The organism is Roseitranquillus sediminis (assembly GCF_016918935.1).
In the GTDB taxonomy this organism is placed as follows: Bacteria; Pseudomonadota; Alphaproteobacteria; order Rhodobacterales; family Rhodobacteraceae; genus Roseitranquillus; species Roseitranquillus sediminis.
In genome coordinates this window covers 256,704-273,427 of the sequence record NZ_JAFFOB010000007.1, presented here as the reverse complement: position 1 = coordinate 273,427, position 16,724 = coordinate 256,704, and the positions used below count along the sequence as shown (strand labels likewise).

The 16,724-nt window shown below is 68.0% G+C and carries 14 protein-coding genes; 4 read left to right on the top strand and 10 right to left on the bottom strand.

Annotated elements, in window-relative coordinates; translation table 11 throughout:
• Nucleotides 1–18: 18 nt before the first annotated feature.
• Entirely contained in the window at nucleotides 19–720 is a 702-nt protein-coding gene (locus JM664_RS04700) for a YrbL family protein (protein ID WP_227418745.1), read from the bottom strand.
• A gap of 132 nt (nucleotides 721–852) precedes the next feature.
• On the opposite strand from JM664_RS04700, the gene mutS reads away from it, so the two are divergent.
• Complete coding sequence (gene mutS / locus JM664_RS04695; protein ID WP_227418794.1) at nucleotides 853–3,441, top strand: DNA mismatch repair protein MutS; 2,589 nt, start codon at nucleotides 853–855, stop codon at nucleotides 3,439–3,441.
• 3 nt (nucleotides 3,442–3,444) lie between these two features.
• Here the strand turns inward: mutS and JM664_RS04690 are convergent, their stop codons facing one another.
• Both JM664_RS04690 and hrcA read right to left on the bottom strand, forming a co-directional pair.
• Nucleotides 3,445–4,050 carry a nucleotide exchange factor GrpE gene (locus JM664_RS04690; RefSeq protein WP_227418744.1) on the bottom strand — a complete coding sequence of 202 codons (606 nt, stop codon included), beginning with the start codon at nucleotides 4,048–4,050 and terminating at the stop codon, nucleotides 3,445–3,447.
• Between the two features lie 12 nt (nucleotides 4,051–4,062).
• Nucleotides 4,063–5,121, bottom strand: coding sequence for a heat-inducible transcriptional repressor HrcA (hrcA, locus tag JM664_RS04685; protein ID WP_227418743.1), 1,059 nt, complete (start codon nucleotides 5,119–5,121; stop codon nucleotides 4,063–4,065).
• A 116-nt stretch (nucleotides 5,122–5,237) separates the two neighbouring features.
• Between hrcA and rph the strand changes: the two genes are divergently transcribed.
• Genes rph through hemW form a run of 3 tightly spaced genes read left to right on the top strand, consistent with a single transcriptional unit; the run spans nucleotide 5,238 to nucleotide 7,670 of the window.
• Entirely contained in the window at nucleotides 5,238–5,948 is a 711-nt protein-coding gene (rph, locus tag JM664_RS04680) for a ribonuclease PH (protein WP_227418742.1), read from the top strand.
• Nucleotides 5,945–6,535, top strand: a complete 591-nt coding sequence (gene rdgB, locus JM664_RS04675; RefSeq protein WP_227418741.1) for an RdgB/HAM1 family non-canonical purine NTP pyrophosphatase — start codon at nucleotides 5,945–5,947, stop codon at nucleotides 6,533–6,535. Before rph ends, rdgB begins: the two co-directional genes overlap by 4 nt.
• A complete protein-coding gene (hemW, locus tag JM664_RS04670; RefSeq protein WP_227418740.1) occupies nucleotides 6,483–7,670 on the top strand; it encodes a radical SAM family heme chaperone HemW in 1,188 nt (395 codons plus the stop codon). Before rdgB ends, hemW begins: the two co-directional genes overlap by 53 nt.
• 682 nt (nucleotides 7,671–8,352) lie before the next feature.
• On the opposite strand, the gene fzlA is transcribed toward hemW, so the two are convergent.
• The 7 genes from fzlA to JM664_RS04635 form a co-directional block, all read right to left on the bottom strand.
• Nucleotides 8,353–9,018 (bottom strand): FtsZ-binding protein FzlA, encoded by a 666-nt coding sequence (fzlA, locus tag JM664_RS04665; protein ID WP_227418739.1) that lies wholly within the window; start codon nucleotides 9,016–9,018, stop codon nucleotides 8,353–8,355.
• A 32-nt stretch (nucleotides 9,019–9,050) separates the two neighbouring features.
• Complete coding sequence (mtgA, locus tag JM664_RS04660; protein ID WP_227418738.1) at nucleotides 9,051–9,740, bottom strand: monofunctional biosynthetic peptidoglycan transglycosylase; 690 nt, start codon at nucleotides 9,738–9,740, stop codon at nucleotides 9,051–9,053.
• Between the two features lie 50 nt (nucleotides 9,741–9,790).
• Nucleotides 9,791–10,435 (bottom strand): hypothetical protein, encoded by a 645-nt coding sequence (locus JM664_RS04655; protein WP_227418737.1) that lies wholly within the window; start codon nucleotides 10,433–10,435, stop codon nucleotides 9,791–9,793.
• Nucleotides 10,436–10,487: 52 nt separating this feature from the next.
• Nucleotides 10,488–11,069 carry a hypothetical protein gene (locus JM664_RS04650; protein ID WP_227418736.1) on the bottom strand — a complete coding sequence of 194 codons (582 nt, stop codon included), beginning with the start codon at nucleotides 11,067–11,069 and terminating at the stop codon, nucleotides 10,488–10,490.
• Nucleotides 11,070–11,305: 236 nt separating this feature from the next.
• Nucleotides 11,306–15,826, bottom strand: a complete 4,521-nt coding sequence (gene gltB / locus JM664_RS04645; RefSeq protein ID WP_227418735.1) for a glutamate synthase large subunit — start codon at nucleotides 15,824–15,826, stop codon at nucleotides 11,306–11,308.
• Nucleotides 15,823–16,248, bottom strand: a complete 426-nt coding sequence (locus JM664_RS04640) for a GFA family protein (protein WP_227418734.1) — start codon at nucleotides 16,246–16,248, stop codon at nucleotides 15,823–15,825. The genes gltB and JM664_RS04640 overlap by 4 nt, the downstream gene beginning before the upstream one ends.
• Nucleotides 16,245–16,694 carry a GFA family protein gene (locus JM664_RS04635; RefSeq protein ID WP_227418733.1) on the bottom strand — a complete coding sequence of 150 codons (450 nt, stop codon included), beginning with the start codon at nucleotides 16,692–16,694 and terminating at the stop codon, nucleotides 16,245–16,247. The genes JM664_RS04640 and JM664_RS04635 overlap by 4 nt, the downstream gene beginning before the upstream one ends.
• Nucleotides 16,695–16,724: the final 30 nt, after the last annotated feature.

The window sequence follows — 16,724 nt, the reverse complement described above, 5'->3', positions numbered from 1 at the left end:
ACGCCAGTCGGCGGTGGCCTACCGGCGGAAAGTCCGCAGCTTCCGGTCGAAGTGAAGGTCGAGCTGATTGCCGAGGCCGACGAAGAGGTCGTCGAGCTTGCGTGCGTTCAGCCGGCGGAACCAGCGGCGGACCGGGATGAAGGTACGCACGCCGAAACCGTCGATCATCACGACGCGACTGCGCCCGCGGCGGGTCTCGTAGACGAGATTCTTCCACCGCAGATCGGTCGCGACGATGTTGAAGACGTAGATTTCGCCCACGAACTCATTCAGCGCCGCGAGGACCTGGTCGTCGATCTCGCGCCGCCGGGCCAGCTGCTTGAGTGTGGGCGCGACGGACCCATCCGCCGCGCGCAGCTTCTGCACCAGCTGACCCATCCCGCGGTCGGTGGCGATCAGGCCCCGCAGATGCGCAAGCGGCGGCGGACGGCCGAGCTGAATGCCCAGCATCGTCGCCTCGAGGTACGCGCGATACTCGCGCACGATGTTCTTGTAGGGACCCGACGGCGTCAGCATCTTGAGCCGGTCCTTGAGGCGCGTCGGCTGCATCATCCGCTCGAGCCGGTAGGAGCGCTGCACCTTCACCAGCTGGCTCGGCTTGCCCGGCCGCTCGTAGACCTCGCTCTCGCCGCCCCTGGCGATGGGTGTCTCGCCGGCGAGGACGAGATACCACGCCTCGTTGTTCGCCAGTCTCGTGTCGTCGCGACTCCCAAGATCCATCCCGAGTTTCTGCCAGCCGGGCCGGCCGTAGACAAGCGGCGGCGGCTTTCGTCTGCCCTGCGGGATCGGTAAGGTCCGGCGGCCAAGGCCAGCCGAGGGAAGTCCGACACCGTGACCGCCGCCGCCACGCCGATGATGGTGCAGTACCTGGAAATCAAGGCGGCGCACGGGGATGCGCTGCTGTTCTACCGGATGGGCGACTTCTACGAGATGTTCTTCGACGACGCCGTCGCCGCGGCGGAAGCGCTGGACATCGCGCTGACGAAGCGAGGCACGCACGCCGGCGAGCCGATCCCGATGTGCGGCGTGCCCGTCCATGCCGCCGAGAGCTATCTCGCACAGCTGATACGCAAGGGATTCCGGGTCGCGGTCTGCGAGCAGATGGAGGACCCGGCAGAGGCGCGCAGGCGCGGCTCGAAGTCGGTCGTGCGGCGTGAAGTCGTGCGGGTGGTCACGCCGGGCACGCTGACCGAGGACGGGCTGCTCGAGGCGCGGCGCCACAATTTCCTGGCGGCGTGGGCCGAGGTGCGGGGCGAGGGAGCGCTGGCCTGGACGGACGTTTCCACCGGCGAGTTGCGGGTCCTGGCCTGTGCCCCGGTGCGGCTCGCGCCCGAGTTGGCGCGGCTTGCGCCGGCCGAGGTGCTGGTCGGCGAGTCCGCGGCCGAAAGCCTGCGGTCTCTCGTCGAGGATACCGGCGCGGCATGCACGCCAATGCCGCGCGCGTCGTTCGACAGCATCGGAGCGGCGGCGCGTCTCTGCGAGCTCTGGCGGGTAAGCACGCTCGACTCCTTCGGCGCCTTCCAGCGGGCGGAGGTGTCGGCGATGGGTTCTCTCGTGGCCTATCTGGAGCTGACGCAGCGCGGCCGGCTGCCGCTGCTGCGCCCTCCGGTGCGCGAGACGGCGGGGCGGACGATGCAGATCGACGCCTCGACCCGGCGCAGCCTGGAACTGGTGCGCTCCATCTCGGGCGAGCGCGAGGGCGGCCTCCTGGCGTGCATCGACCGCACGGTGACGGCCGCGGGCGCGCGCCTGCTCGAGCGACGGCTTTCGAGCCCCTCCTGCGACCTGGCGCTGATCCGGGCGCGCCAAGATGCCGTCGATGCATTCGCCGGTGACGCCCGGTTGACCGCGGACCTGCGCGCCGCGCTCCGGCATGTGCCGGACATGGACCGCGCCCTTTCGCGGCTGGCGCTCGACAGGGCAGGGCCACGGGACCTTGCCGCGCTGCGTGACGGTCTGGCAGGGGCACAATCGATTGCGGCGCTGCTGCCCGAGGACCTTCCCCCGCTCCTGAAGGAGACGCGCTCGGATCTCGAGGGCGCGCCGGATCTGATTGCAAGACTGGAGTCGGCGCTGGTGGCCGAGCCGCCAATCAGGCTGGCGGACGGAGGGTTCGTCGCCGCGGGCGTTGAGCCGGAGCTCGACGAGGCTCGTACGCTCAGGGACGAGGGCCGCGGCGTGATCGCGCGGATGCAGGCAGAGTTTTCGGCGACGACCGGCGTCGGCTCGCTGAAGGTCAAGCACAACAACGTGCTGGGCTACTTTGTCGAGGTCGGCACGAGCCACGAGGCAAAGCTGCGCTCGGACGACCGGTACATCCACCGCCAGACCACGGCGAGCGCGGTGCGATTCACCACGACGGAGCTGTCGGAGCTGGAGGCCCGGATCCTCAATGCCGGAAATCGCGCCCTGGAGATGGAGCGACGCATCTTCGACGACTTGCGGCAGGCGTGCGTGGAGGAGGCGGCGGCGATCGGGACAGCCGCGCGTGCTCTGGCCGAGCTGGACGTGGCGGCCGGTCTGGCGGAGCTGGCGGTCTCGGAGGACTGGACGCGTCCGCGCATCGACGAAAGCCGCGCCTTCCGCGTCGAGGGCGGCCGTCATCCGGCGGTCGAGCGGGCGCTGCGGCGGCAGGGCGGCAGCTTCGTCGCGAACGACTGCGACCTGACGGCCGAGGGGGGTGCGGCGATCCGGCTGCTGACCGGGCCGAACATGGCCGGCAAGTCCACGTTCCTGCGGCAGAACGCGCTGATCGTGGTCCTCGCGCAGATGGGCAGCCACGTGCCCGCGCGCCTGGCCCACCTGGGACTCGTCAGTCAGCTCTTCAGCCGGGTAGGCGCGGCCGATGATCTCGCCCGCGGGCGCTCGACCTTCATGGTCGAGATGGTCGAGACGGCGGCGATCCTGAACCAGGCGGACGCGCGCGCGCTGGTGATCCTCGACGAGATCGGGCGCGGCACCTCGACCTATGACGGGCTGAGCATCGCCTGGGCGACACTGGAGCATTTGCACGAGGTGAATCGCTGCCGCGCCCTCTTCGCCACGCACTATCACGAGCTGACGCGGCTGGCGGACACGTTGCCGGGCGTCGCCAACGCGACCGTTGCGGTGCGCGAGTGGAACGGCGCGGTGGTCTTCCTGCACGAAGTGCGGCCGGGCGCGGCCGACGGATCCTACGGCGTGCATGTCGCCCGACTGGCCGGTCTGCCCGACGCCGTGGTCGAGCGCGCGCGGGCGGTGCTCGACCAGCTCGAGGCATCGGAGCGGGACCGGGGAGGGCCGGTAATCGATGACCTCCCGCTCTTCTCGGCGCGGCCTGCCCTGCCGCCCACGGCGCCGTCGGCGGTGGAGGCGAGACTCAGCGAGATCGCGCCTGACGAATTGTCGCCGCGCGAGGCGCTGAGCCTCGTCTACGAACTCAAGGCGTCGCTGGGCCGCTGACGCCTACTTGGAGGACGAACTGCCGGAGGGCGTGGAGCTGACGCCGACCTGCGCGGGACGCAGCAGCCGGTCATGCAGCATGAAACCGGTGCTCATCACCTGAATGATGTCGCCCGCGCGGGTGTCCGGCACCGGGGCCTCGAACATCGCCTGGTGGCGCTGCGGGTCGAACCTTTCACCCGCCTGCGGCTCGATCGGCTCGATACCGTGCTTGCGGAAGACGTTGAGGAGTTCGCGCATCGTCAGCTCGATCCCCTCGATGAGCGCGGCGGAGGCGGCGCGCTGGTCCTCGGTGACCGCCTCGACGGCGCGCCGGAGGTTGTCGTGCACCGGAAGCATGTCGCGTGCGAGCTTTGAGCCGCCATATTGTTCCGCCTCGCGCCGGTCGCGCTCGCCGCGCTTGCGGGCGTTCTCGGCGTCCGCGAGCGCCCGCATGAAGCGGTCGCGGTAGGCATCCCGCTCGCTCCGCAGATGCTCCAGCTCGTCGAGCGCAGGCGCCTCGTCGAAGGCGGCCTCCTCGAGCGTCGGCTCCGCGGCGGACCCGGCTTCAGGCGTCTCCGCCCTCTCGTCCAGCTCGATGTCCTCCGTCTTCTTCTTCGCGTCGTTCATCAATTCACCTGTTCATTGCCGGTTTGACAGCAGCTTGCCGACCAGCTGGGCCGTGTAGTCGACGATGGGCACGATGCGCCCGTAGTTCAGTCGCGTGGGCCCGATCACGCCTACGGCCCCGACGATCCTGCGATCCGCGTTCATATAAGGAGAGACGACGAGAGAGGAACCCGAAAGCGAGAAAAGCTTGTTTTCCGAGCCGATGAAGATGCGCACGCCGTCGCCCTCCTCGGCCAGCTCAAGGAAGTCCGCGATGTCGCGCTTGCGCTCCAGGTCGTCGAAGAGCTCGCGGATGCGCTCCAGGTCCTCGGCGTTGGTGCCTCCCAGGAGGTTGGAGCGGCCGCGCACGATCAGGCGTTCGGTCTGGCCGCCCTCGCCCTGCCAAACCGCGACGCCGCTCTCGACGAGCGCGCTGGCGAGCACATCGAGTTCGCGCCGCCGTGCCGCGATCTCCTGGTCGATGACACCGCGCAGCTCGGCCAGCGTGCGTCCGCCGGCGATGGCGTTGAGAAAATTCGCCGCCTCGCGCATCGACGAAGGTGTCTGGCCGGGCGGCGGCGTGAAGACGCGGTTCTCCACGTTGCCGTCGGCAAAGACCAGTACCGTCAGGGCGCGGTCCTGCCCGAGGCTCACGAACTCGATATGCCGGATCGGCGCCTCGTGCTTCGGCGCCAGCACTAGGCTCGCGCCCTGCGTCAAGCCCGAGAGCGCGGTGCCGACGCGGTCGAACATCGAGACTTCGGCGTCGTTCCGCCCGAGCGTCGCGTCGATCTTGGCGCGATCTTCATCCGTCAGCGGGCCGACCTCGAGCAGGCCGTCGACGAACATCCGCAGCCCAAGCTGCGTCGGCACCCGTCCGGCAGAGACGTGCGGGCTGTCCAGCAGGCCGAGGAGCTCGAGATCCTGCATGACGTTTCGGATCGTGGCGGCGCTGACGCGCTCGGTCATCGAGCGGGTCAGCGTGCGGCTGCCCACCGGCTCCCCGCTTTGCAGATAGCCCTCGACCACGCGGCGAAACACCTCGCGCGTGCGGTCGTTCATCTGGGACAGGAGGTCGGTGGTCTCGGTCATCGGCGAACTCGCAAGCGCATGTCATTAGCCGGAGGCGGCGGACCGCGTCAATGAGGGTTGCCTTGCGGCGGGGACCGTGGTTTGGGGCGGCGTTCCCAAGGAAAGGCAGGTCACTCATGCGCCCATCCGGACGCAAGCTCGAAGAAATGCGCCCCGTGACGATCGAGACGGGCGTGGCGCGCCATGCAGAGGGGTCGTGCCTGATTCGCTGCGGCGACACGCACGTGCTCTGCACGGCGAGCGTGGACGAACGGGTGCCGCCGTTCCTGCGCAACTCGGGTCTTGGCTGGGTGACGGCGGAGTATGGAATGCTGCCGCGCGCGACGCACACCCGCATGCGGCGCGAGGCCAAGAACGGGCAGTCCGGCCGCACGCAGGAGATCCAGCGCCTGATCGGGCGGAGCCTGCGGGCGGGCATCGATCGGGTGGCGCTGGGTGAGCGGCAGATCGTGGTCGATTGCGACGTGATCCAGGCGGACGGCGGAACGCGCTGCGCCTCGATCACCGGCGGCTGGGTCGCGCTGCGGCTGGCGGTCAACAAGCTGATGAAGGCGGGCGAGATCATCTCGGACCCGATTGTGGACCACGTGGCGGCAGTGAGCTGCGGCGTCTATGCGGGCCAACCGGTCGTCGACCTCGACTATCCGGAGGACAGCGAGGCCGGTGTCGACGGGAACTTCGTGTTGACCGGCGCAGGCCGCCTGATCGAGGTCCAGATGTCGGCCGAAGGCGCGACCTTCGCGCGCGGCGAGCTCGACCAGCTGCTGGATCTTGCGGGAGCGGGTGTCGCGCGCCTCGTGGAGGCGCAACGGGAAGCGGTCGCGTGAGACGGCCGGAGAAGCTGGTCCTCGCGACGCAGAACCCGGGCAAGATCCGAGAGCTACGCGATCTCCTGGCGCCCTGTGGCATCGAAGTGGTGACGGCGCCGGCGCTCTCGCTTGCCGAGCCGGAGGAGACTGAGGACAGCTTCGCCGGCAACGCGCGGATCAAGGCGCATGCCGCAGCGCGGGCGAGCGGCCTTCCGGCACTGTCCGACGACAGCGGCCTCGAGGTCGACGCGCTGGACGGCGCGCCGGGAGTGCGCACCGCGGACTGGGCGGAGACGCCTGCCGGCCGCGACTTCCCGATGGCGATGCGGAGAGTTCACGACCTCGTCAAGAGCCAGCCCGAGCCGTGGCGGGCGCGCTTCCGCTGCACGCTCTGCCTTGCATGGCCCGACGGCACCGACGAGATATTCGAGGGAGCCGTCGAAGGGCGGGTCGTCTGGCCGATGCGCGGCGAGAACGGGTTCGGTTTCGACCCGATCTTCGTACCCGACGGCGATGACAGGACCTTTGCCGAGATGAGCCCGGAAGAGAAACATGCCATCGATCACCGCGCCCGCGCCTTCGAGCACCTCGTCCGCCGCCTCTGAGAACTGGCGGGAGAACGGCTTCGGGCTCTATGTCCACTGGCCGTTCTGCCAGGCGAAGTGCCCCTACTGCGACTTCAACAGCCACGTCGCCCACGGTGTGGACCAGCGCCGCTGGGCCGACGCCTATACCGCGGAGATCCGCCGGATCGGTGCCGAGACGCAGGGTCGGGTGCTCGGCTCGATTTTCTTCGGCGGCGGAACTCCGAGCCTGATGGACCCCGAGACGGTTGCGGCGGTGCTGGACGCGGCGCGTGGAAGCTGGGCGTGGGCGAACGATATCGAGATCACGCTTGAGGCCAATCCGACATCGGTGGAGGCGGGCCGATTTCGCGCCTATCGGGAAGCCGGCGTGGACCGGGTATCGCTGGGAGTGCAGGCGCTGAACGACGCCGATCTGCGCCGCCTCGGCCGACTGCATGATGTCGCGACAGCAAAGTCTGCGCTGGAGACGGCGCGCAGTGCCTTTGACCGCGTGAGCTTCGATCTGATCTACGCGCGCCAGGATCAGACGCTGGAGGACTGGCGCACGGAACTGACCGAGGCGCTGGCAATGGCGGAGGGGCATCTGTCGCTCTACCAGCTGACGATCGAGAGCGGCACGGCCTTCGGCGACCGGCTGCAACGCGGGCTGCTGCGCGGGCTGCCGGACGAGGATCTCGGAGCGGACCTCTACCTGCTCACACAGGATCTATGCGACGCCGCAGGTCTGCCGGCCTACGAAGTCTCCAATCATTCGCGACCCGGCCACAAGTCGCGCCACAACCTGATCTACTGGAGGAGTGGCGACTATGCCGGGATCGGGCCGGGCGCGCACGGACGCCTGACGCTGAACGGCATGCGACTTTGCAGCGAGGCGCCCCGCGATCCGGCAAGCTGGCTGCGTCAGGTGGAAACAGGATCAGCCGGTGAACTGCCGCGAGAGCGGCTGGACGAGGCTGCGCAGTGGCAGGAGCGCCTGATGATGGGACTGCGCCTGCACGAAGGAATCGCGTTGGCCGCAGACGCGCACCGGCTGGACACTCAGGCTCTCGACGAACTGGTCGAGGCCGGCTTCGTGGAGGCGGATGCAGGGCGCCTGAGGCTGACGTCTTCGGGGCGGCCCCTGCTCAACGCGGTCCTGCGGCGGCTGCTCTAGGGCGTAGACCCAACCAGAGAATTCCGCTGCTAGCTGAAGCGTGATGCACAACCTTGGACGAGGAGGTGGATCATGGGTCGGCGCCTGTTCCGGCTAAGCGATTAGGAATGGAGACGGATCGAGTCCCTTTGCCCGTGGGCGACGCGGAGCGCGGCGTGTGGATGACCGCCGGGATCTGGTGGAGCGTCCACATCCTCAGGACAGCAGCTGTGGCCGTTGGGCGGTTTAGAAGGCCGTGCGCGAGGCCATGGGCGTAGCGCAGCGGGCGGCCATCGCCGGCCTTCGATAGAGATTCGAGCTGCGACCTGGACCGAACCGGGTTCAACGATGGCCGAAGGAGCAGGTCGCCGCGACAACAACGCGCTGCTGGAAGTCGACCCCCAAATCGACAGCGGACAGCGACGCGAGCATAGACAGCGCCCCGGACGGGCATCGCGCTACTGCACCTGCTCCCAAAGGGCAGCGCGCCCGAGCGGGATCGAGAAGATCGCTGATCTGGCTCCTTTAACACCCCCTCAGCTGCTGTCCTCGACCACGTCGGCGGACGGGTCACCGATCACGACAGTTTCCATCCGCACTCAGGGCTCAAGAAAGCTCGCCGCGTGAGATCGCCGCGACTCGAACCGCAACAGCCTGTGTCCGTCAGCACGGAGGTAAATGGCCCCCGCCGGCGCAAGCCGCCTCAGAAATCCAGGTCGGCGTAGTGCGGGGGCGGGGGAAAGCCCGGGACGTTGTCCGCCAGGAGCCCGCGGAAGGCCGGGCGCGACTTGATCTTGGCATACCAGTCGCGGACATTCGACACCCGGTCCCAGTCCACGTCGCTGATGTAGTCGAGGGCGGAGAGGTGCGCTGCCGCCGCGAAGTCGGCCAGGGTCATCGCGTCGCCCGCAAGCCAGCGCCGGTCGTCGAGCAGCGCCTCCATCAGGTCGAGGTAGTGCTTGATGGCGCGCGCCCCCGACTTGACGTTGCCCGAGTCGGGATAGCCTTGCCCGGTGATCTTCTTGTTGACCCGCTCGTAGAGCAGCTTGGCCGTAACCTGCTGGTGGAACGTGTCGTCGAAGAACGAGACCAGCCGCCGCACCTCGTAGCGCCCGCCGGGGTCCTGCGGGATCAGTGGCGGTGTCGGATGCACCTCCTCCACATACTCGCAGATCGCCGCGCTCTCGGTCATGGTGCGGTCGTCCATCTTGAGGACGGGCACCTTGCCGGCGGGGCTGCGGCGCATGAAGTCCGGGTCGCGCTCCCAGTAGCGCTCCTCTACCAGATCGACCTCGATCCGCTTCTCCGCGAGGCAGAGACGGACCTTGCGGCAGAAGGGCGAGAGCGGGACGTGATAGAGCCGGACCATCCGCCATTCCTTGGCGCGTCCGGCCGGATTGTTCAACCTTGGAAACAGGCGGCGCGGCCGTCCCGGCGGATCGTTTCCGCCCCGTCCATTATCGCCGCCGCCCTCTGCCGCACGAAGCCCGACGGCTCGGCCGGCGAGCGGTCGCGCGGCGCCGGCAGGATCGCCGCGATCCGCGCCGCCTGTGCCGGCGTCAGGTCGCCCGCGCCGACGCCGAACCAGTGCCGCGCCGCCGCCTCGACGCCAAAGACGCCGGGCCCCATCTCGGCCACGTTGAGGTAGACCTCGAGGATCCGCCGCTTCGACCAGACCGACTCGGCCAGCGGCGTCAGGAGCGCCTCCAGCGCCTTGCGCGGCCACGACCGGCCCTGCCAGAGGAAGACGTTCTTGACCGTCTGCTGGCTCAGCGTCGAGGCGCCGCGCTGTCCGCCCTCGGCGATCGCCAGCCGGATCGCCGCCATGTCGAAGCCCCAGTGCAGGCAGTAGTTCGCGTCTTCCGCCGCGACCACCGCCCGCGCCATCACCGGCGCCACGTCCTCGATCGGCACCCACTCGTGACGGATCCCGCCCAGCCGCGACCGCTCGGCCAGCATCGTCGGCGTGACGGGCGGCGCCACCACGGCGAAGAGGAGCACCAGCACGAACGCCAGCGCCGCAAGGCCGAGGAGCGCCCAGCCCAGGGCCCTCAACGGACGAAAGGCCCGCGGTGCGGGCCTTCCCTGCATTTTCTCTCGACGTGCCACCGGCGACTGATGCCGCCACCCCGCGGCGGAGGTCAAGCGCTCGCGCGACGCCCTCTCCGCCGCAGCCAGCCCAGCCCCGCCAGCGCGCCCGCCAGCAGCGGCAGCGTGGCGGGCAGCGGTATAATTGCGGAGTCGCCGGGATTCCACTCGCCGCCGGTGATCTTATCGAGCCTCCAGCTTCCGGCGGCAGTGTAGACATCCTCACTGGACATCCTCACAAGGACGCTATCACTATTGATTTCGATCGTAGGGAAATTGTCCTCGAAATAGAAGCTGATGTAATCAAGGTTGTAGTCTTCACTCGTAGAGAAAGATAGATGCGTCTCAATGCGCGGCTCGGAGGTGGAGAACCAGGACCAGCTGTCACCGGCATCATATGGAAGATCAGTAAAGCCCATATTCATGCTGGTTACGCCACCATCGCCAGCGTACTCATACTCGTACCTGTAGGCATAGGGACCGCCAATGTTGTACCAGAATGAGGTCGAGCGAAAACTGCCGCCATAGATTGCTTCATCGACGGTAAACCCCGCGACAACGCGACCATTCCATTCGATATCGCCTTCGGTTTGCACAACATGGTCGCTGACAAAGCTATAACTAATTACAGCTCCTTGTGCCGCAGCACCGAATACGACAGACGCCGCCACACTGAGTATCAGAATACACTGGTTCATTTATTTACCTCTGAAGAACATCGCCAAGACTGTATCGGCTATTGCCGCGCGTTCAAGCTACGACCGTAGCCGCACTTCGCGCGACTCGGCGATGCCGCAGCCAGCCCAGCCCCGCCAGCGCGCCGGCCAGCAGCGGCAGCGTGGCGGGCAGCGGCGTCGGCAGGATGTCGACGCCGGCCGTCTGGGCCCCGGCGTTGCCGCTGGTCGTCCAGATGCCCGCCCCCTCGTACCAGGCTTCGCCGATGCGGAGCGAGACGCCGTTCATCCCGATCATGACGTCCGGCGAGTCCTCGAGGGTATCGAGGAAGACCGACAGCAGGTTCGAGAACGCGTCGGTCGTGAACGACAGTTCGGTCCAGACCCGCGGCCGCCACGGATAGACCCGCAGCCAGTCGTCATTGCCGACGAGCGACACGCTCATGTCGACGAGGCCGCCGGAGCCGTAGCTGCGCCAGTGATTGTCGTCATACCATTCGATCGTCCGGCTGAAGCTCGCGTCCCGCAGGCTGCGCCCGAAACCCTGCTCCGAAACGCTGAAGCGGGCACGGACATGGCCGACCCATTCGTTCGCCCAAGGGTCGGACGTGTCCTCGTCGACGAGGGCAAGACGCTCGCTGATGAAGGAGTAGGTCATGGTGGCTGAATGAACACTGGTCGCGCCGATAGAGGCTGCGACGAGCGCGAACGCACAAACCAGAATACGCATGAACAGAATCCAACAAATGTGCTTCTTAACAGATCATTAACCGAGTCCGCCCGATTCGCATATGACATAAGATCGTCATGCTTAATCCCGGAGGGGCCCGCCGCGCACGAAAGGGCCCGCGCGATGGCGTCGCGCGGGCCTCATGTCTCGCGATAGGTTCGGCGTCAGGCGCGCTCGGCGGTGTCCGCGGCCTGCAACGGGTGCTCGAGCTTGTTCAGCATCTCCTTCGGGCAGACCTGCAGGAACTGCGGCAGCGCCCCGCCCCAGTTCTGCAGCAGCTCCGCGGCCTTGCGGCTCTTGGTCTCGCGCGCGTGACGCTCGACCAGGTCGAAGAGCTGCTCCTGCCAATGCTCCACCGTGACCGCGCACGTCACCAGCGTCTCGAGGTTCATCTTGAGCCGCGCATCGCCGTCGGGGTCGTGCAGGTAGACCATGCCACCGGTCATGCCCGCGCCGAAGTTCGCCCCGATCTCGCCCAAGATCACCGCGACGCCGCCGGTCATGTACTCGCACCCGTTCGAGCCGCAGCCCTCGATCACCGTCCGCGCGCCCGAGTTCCGGACCGCGAACCGCTCGCCCGCGCGCCCCGCGGCAAAGAGGTAACCATCCGTCGCGCCGTAGAGTACGGTGTTGCCGATGATCGTGTTCTCGGCCGCGTTGAGCGGGCTCGCCATTGGCGGGCGCACCACGATGGTGCCGCCCGACAGGCCCTTGCCGACATAGTCGTTGGCGTCGCCCGAGACCTCCAGCTTCAACCCCGGCGCCAGGAACGCGCCCAGCGACTGGCCCGCGCTGCCCGTCAGCTTGACGTGCAGATGGTCGGACTGCAGCTGGTTGCGCATCCCGAACCGCTTGACGATGTGGCTCGAGGTCCGCGTGCCGATCGTGCGCAGCGTGTTCCGCACCGCATAGCTCAGCTGCATCTTCTCGCCGTCCTCGAGGAAGCGCTGGGCGTCGCGCACGATCTCGGCGTCGAGTGTGTCGAGCACCCCGTTGCGCTCTCGGTTGCGGTCGTAGCGGATGTCCTTGGCGCCATCGACCGTAATGAGGAGCGGGTTCAGGTCTAGGTCGTCGAGATGCGCCGAGCCGCGGCTGACTTGGCTCAGCAGGTCCGCCCGCCCGATCACCTCGTCGAGGCTCCGCGCCCCGATCTCCGCCAGGATCTCGCGCACCTCCTGCGCATAGAAGGTGATGAGGTTCACCACCTTGTCCGCGTTGCCGGTGAATTTCTCGCGCAGGCGCGGGTCCTGGGTGCAGACGCCCACCGGGCAGGTGTTCGACTGGCACTGGCGCACCATGATGCATCCCATGGCGATCAGGGCGGCGGTGCCGATGCCGTACTCCTCGGCCCCCATCATCGCCGCCATGACGATGTCGCGGCCCGTCCTCAGACCGCCGTCCGTCCTGAGCGTGATCCGGCCGCGCAGGTGGTTCATCGCTAGGACCTGGTGCGCCTCGGTCAGGCCCATCTCCCACGGCAGGCCGGCATACTTGATGCTCGTCGCCGGGCTCGCCCCCGTGCCGCCGTTGTGCCCCGAGATCAGGATCACGTCAGCCTTGGCCTTGGCCACGCCCGCCGCGATCGTGCCCACGCCCGACGAGGCCACCAGCTTGACCGTGACCTTGGCGCGCGGGTTGATCTGCTTCAGGTCGTAGATCAGCTGCGCCAGGTCCTCGATCGAGTAGATGTCGTGGTGCGGCGGCGGCGAGATCAGCGTCACGCCCGGCGTCGAGTGCCTGAGCCGGGCGATCAGCTCGGTCACCTTCATGCCGGGCAGCTGGCCGCCCTCGCCAGGCTTGGCCCCCTGCGCGACCTTGATCTCCAGCTCCTCGCAGGCGTTCAGGTACTCCGCCGTCACGCCGAAGCGGCCCGACGCCACCTGCTTGATCTTGGCGGACGGGTTGTCGCCGTTCGAGTCGGGGTGGAAGTGCGCCGGATCCTCGCCGCCCTCGCCCGAGTCGGATTTCGCGCCGATCCGGTTCATCGCGATGTTCAGCGTCTTGTGCGCCTCGGGGCTCAGCGCGCCGAGGCTCATGCCCGGCGTCACGAAGCGCTTGCGGATCGAGGTGATGCTCTCCACCTCCTCGATCGGGATCGGGTTGCCCAGCGGCTTGATGTCCAGCAGGTCGCGCAGGTGGATCGGCGGCATCGCCCGCATCGCGGCCGAGTACTGCTTCCAGATCTCATAGCTAGCCTTGTTGCAGGCCGCCTGCATCATGTGCATGCCCTGCGCGCTCCAGGCATGGGTCTCGCCCGCCCGTCGCGCCTTGTAGAAGCCGCCGATCGGCAGGATGTCCGCTCCGCCCGTCCAGCCGCTCGCATGCACCCGCTCGACCTGCCGCTGGAGGCCCGCGATGCCGATGCCGCTGATCCGGCTGTGCATCCCGGGGAAGTACTCCGCCACCATCGCGCGGCTGAGTCCCACCGCCTCGAAGTTGAGGCCGCCGCGGTAGGAGCTCACGACGCTGATGCCCATCTTGGACATGATCTTCAGCAGCCCCGCGTCGATCGCCGCGCGGTAGCGTCCGATCGCGTCGGTCAGGCTGCCGTCGATCAGCCCCCGCTCGATCCGGTCGGCGATGGAATCCTCGGCGAGGTAGGCGTTCACCACCGTCGCGCCGCAGCCGATCAGTACCGCGAAGTAATGCGGGTCGATGCACTCGGCCGAGCGCACGTTGAGGCTGCAGAACGTCCTCAGCCCCTTCTTGGTCAGCCACGAATGCACCGCCGACGTCGCCAGGATCATCGGCATCGGCACCTTGGCCTCGCCCTGGTGCTGGTCGGTCAGCACGATGTGCCCGGCGCCGGAGCGGACCGCGTCCTCCGCCTCGGCGCGGATCCGCTGCAAGCCCTCGCCAAGCTTTCCGCCCGTCGCAAAGGTACAGTCGATCTCTACCATCGGCGCATTGAAGGCGCGGCAGAGCTCGTCGAACTGCGCATTGCCCACGAACGGGCTGTCGAGCACCAGGATCTCGGTCTGCGCCGAGCTCTCGTCCAGCACGTTCTTGAGGTTGCCGAACCGCGTCTTGAGGCTCATCACGCGGAATTCGCGCAACGAGTCGATCGGCGGGTTCGTCACCTGGCTGAAGTTCTGCCGGAAGTAGTGGCTGAGCGGCCGGTAGCGCTCCGAGAGCACCGCCGACGGCGTGTCGTCGCCCATTGAGGCGATCATCTCCTTGCCGTCCTCGGCCATCGGCGCCAGCACCTGCTCGAGTTCCTCGAGCGTGTAGCCCGCCGCGATCTGCCGCCGGCGCAGTTCCGGCCCGGTGAAGAGCGGCTTTTCCTTTGTGCCCGCCAGCGCGTCGTCCAGTTCGGTGATCTTGCCGACCCACTCGCCGAACGGCTGCGCCGCCGCGAGCTTGTCCTTGATCTCGACGTCGTGGAAGAGCGCCTTCGCCTCCATGTCGACCGCGATCATCTGACCCGGCCCCAGCGCCCCCTTCTCGACCACCGCCGCCTCGTCGACCGGGACCATCCCCGCCTCCGACCCCGCGATCAGCAGCCCGTCGCCCGTCACGACGTAGCGCATCGGCCTGAGCCCGTTCCGGTCGAGCCCGGCGCAGACCCAGCGCCCGTCGGTCATGGCGAGCGCGGCGGGCCCGTCCCAGGGCTCCATCACCGCGTTGCAGTAGGCGTACATGTCCTGCCAGGCCTGCGGCAGCTCCTGCGCCTGCTTGGACCAGCTCTCGGGCACCAGCATGGTCTTGGCCATCGGCGCCGTCCGCCCGGCACGCACCAGCACCTCGAAGACCGAGTCGAGCGCCGCGCTGTCGGACGAGCCCTGCGGGATGATCGGCTTGATGTCCTCGGCCAGCTCCCCGAACGTGGACGACGCCATGCGGATCTCATGGCTCTTCATCCAGTTGATGTTGCCCTTCAGCGTGTTGATCTCGCCGTTGTGCGCCAGCATCCGGAACGGCTGCGCCAGCCACCATTGCGGGAATGTGTTGGTGGAGTACCGCTGGTGATAGATCGCGAAGGCGCTCTCGAACCGCTCGTCCTGCAGGTCCGGATAGAACTCGGCCACGTGCTGCGCGAGCATCATGCCCTTGTAGATGATCGACCGGCAGCTCAGCGAAGCGATGTAGAGCTGCACCTGCGCAGCCGCGGCCGCCTTCTCGATCCGCCGACGGATGACGTAGAGCTCGCGCTCGAACGTCTCCTCGTCGACGCCCTTGGCGTTCGAGATCAAGATCTGCTCGATCTCCGGCCGCGTCGCGTTGGCCTTCTCGCCCAAGACGTCGATCTGCACCGGCACGTGGCGCCAGCCGTAGATGTAGTAGCCAAGGCGCAGGACCTCGGTCTCGACTATCGTGCGGCAGGTCTCCTGCCCGGCGAAATCGTTGCGCGGCAGGAAGACCTGGCCCACCGCGATGCGTTCGCCGCTGCGCGGCTTGTGCCCGGTCCGCTCGACCTGGTCGTAGAAGAACGGGACCGGGATCTGCACGTGGATGCCCGCGCCGTCGCCGGTGCGACCGTCGGCGTCGACCGCGCCGCGGTGCCAGACCGCCTTCAGCGCGTCGATGCCGTTCTGCACCACCTCGCGCGAGCGACTGCCGTCGATCGAGACGACAAGGCCCACGCCGCAGGAGGCGTGCTCGTCATCCGCGCGGTAGAGCGAGTTCTCCGCCATCCAGGCGCGGCGCGCCTCTTCCTCGGCGGCCCAGGCTTGATCATAGGTCATGGCGCGTCTCCCTCGACGAAGGGGTTGTCACGTTCGTAGTCGGCGCGGCTCACCTTGGGGTGATCCCCCGCCAGCCGTACGCAGGCGAAGGCCCGATCGGCATAGACCTCGCGGTCGAGCGGCATGTCCGCCGCGTCGTCGAAGAGGCCCGGCGTCAGTTCGTAGTCGGCGCCGTCGTCGCGGATCCAGAGATGCGTCCCGCACTCCGGGCACCAGGCGCGCTCGGCGAAGGCCGAGGAACGATAGCGCGCGATGCCGCCGCTGACGGAGACGGCGTCGGCCGGCGTGGCGAAGCCCCACATCGCAGCACCGCTCCAGCGGCGGCACATGCTGCAATGGCAGGCATAGGCGCCGCCAGCCATTCTGTCGACCGCGATCAGCACTGCCCCGCAGAGGCAATGCCCCTCCAGCCGCGCACTCACGTCGACTCCGCCCTCTTCAGATCGTAGCGCGCCTGGACTTCGGCGCCCGTCTCGCGCCGGTGCTCGCCGGTGAAGGCATAGGCGCCGGGCTTGGCGTCGATGAAGATCTCGCTCGTCATCCGCATCCCGCCCGGATCGTCGAAGAGACCGAGCAACACCTCGTAGTCGGTGTCCGGCCGCGTCGTGACCCTGTACCAGAGGCCCGAGCCGCAGCGGGTGCAGAACGCCCGCTCCGCCCAGTCCGAGGATTGATAGATGCCGACCGCCTCGGCACCGCTCCACTCGATCGCGTCGGCCGGGACGGAGGCCGCCAGCAGCGGACCGCCCGTCCAGCGCTGGCACATCTTGCAGTGACAGCCGCCGAACTCCGTCTTTACCTGCGCGGCCCGGAACCGGACTGCGCCGCAGAGGCATCCGCCCCACTTCTCCCCCGTCATCGAAGCCATTGCGTGCCTCTCCGGTCCAACGGATAGGGC

What these genes read in the sequence shown, in the direction of transcription:
- rph (WP_227418742.1), top strand. Translation starts at nt 5,238, where the DNA reads ATGCGCCCATCCGGACGCAAGCTCGAAGAAATGCGCCCCGTGACGATC.
- hrcA (WP_227418743.1), bottom strand. Translation starts at nt 5,121, where the DNA reads ATGACCGAGACCACCGACCTCCTGTCCCAGATGAACGACCGCACGCGC.
- JM664_RS04650 (WP_227418736.1), bottom strand. Translation starts at nt 11,069, where the DNA reads ATGACCTACTCCTTCATCAGCGAGCGTCTTGCCCTCGTCGACGAGGAC.
- JM664_RS04635 (WP_227418733.1), bottom strand. Translation starts at nt 16,694, where the DNA reads ATGGCTTCGATGACGGGGGAGAAGTGGGGCGGATGCCTCTGCGGCGCA.
- hemW (WP_227418740.1), top strand. Translation starts at nt 6,483, where the DNA reads ATGCCATCGATCACCGCGCCCGCGCCTTCGAGCACCTCGTCCGCCGCC.
- JM664_RS04655 (WP_227418737.1), bottom strand. Translation starts at nt 10,435, where the DNA reads ATGAACCAGTGTATTCTGATACTCAGTGTGGCGGCGTCTGTCGTATTC.
- JM664_RS04690 (WP_227418744.1), bottom strand. Translation starts at nt 4,050, where the DNA reads ATGAACGACGCGAAGAAGAAGACGGAGGACATCGAGCTGGACGAGAGG.
- fzlA (WP_227418739.1), bottom strand. Translation starts at nt 9,018, where the DNA reads ATGGTCCGGCTCTATCACGTCCCGCTCTCGCCCTTCTGCCGCAAGGTC.
- JM664_RS04700 (WP_227418745.1), bottom strand. Translation starts at nt 720, where the DNA reads ATGGATCTTGGGAGTCGCGACGACACGAGACTGGCGAACAACGAGGCG.
- mtgA (WP_227418738.1), bottom strand. Translation starts at nt 9,740, where the DNA reads ATGCAGGGAAGGCCCGCACCGCGGGCCTTTCGTCCGTTGAGGGCCCTG.
- gltB (WP_227418735.1), bottom strand. Translation starts at nt 15,826, where the DNA reads ATGACCTATGATCAAGCCTGGGCCGCCGAGGAAGAGGCGCGCCGCGCC.
- mutS (WP_227418794.1), top strand. Translation starts at nt 853, where the DNA reads ATGATGGTGCAGTACCTGGAAATCAAGGCGGCGCACGGGGATGCGCTG.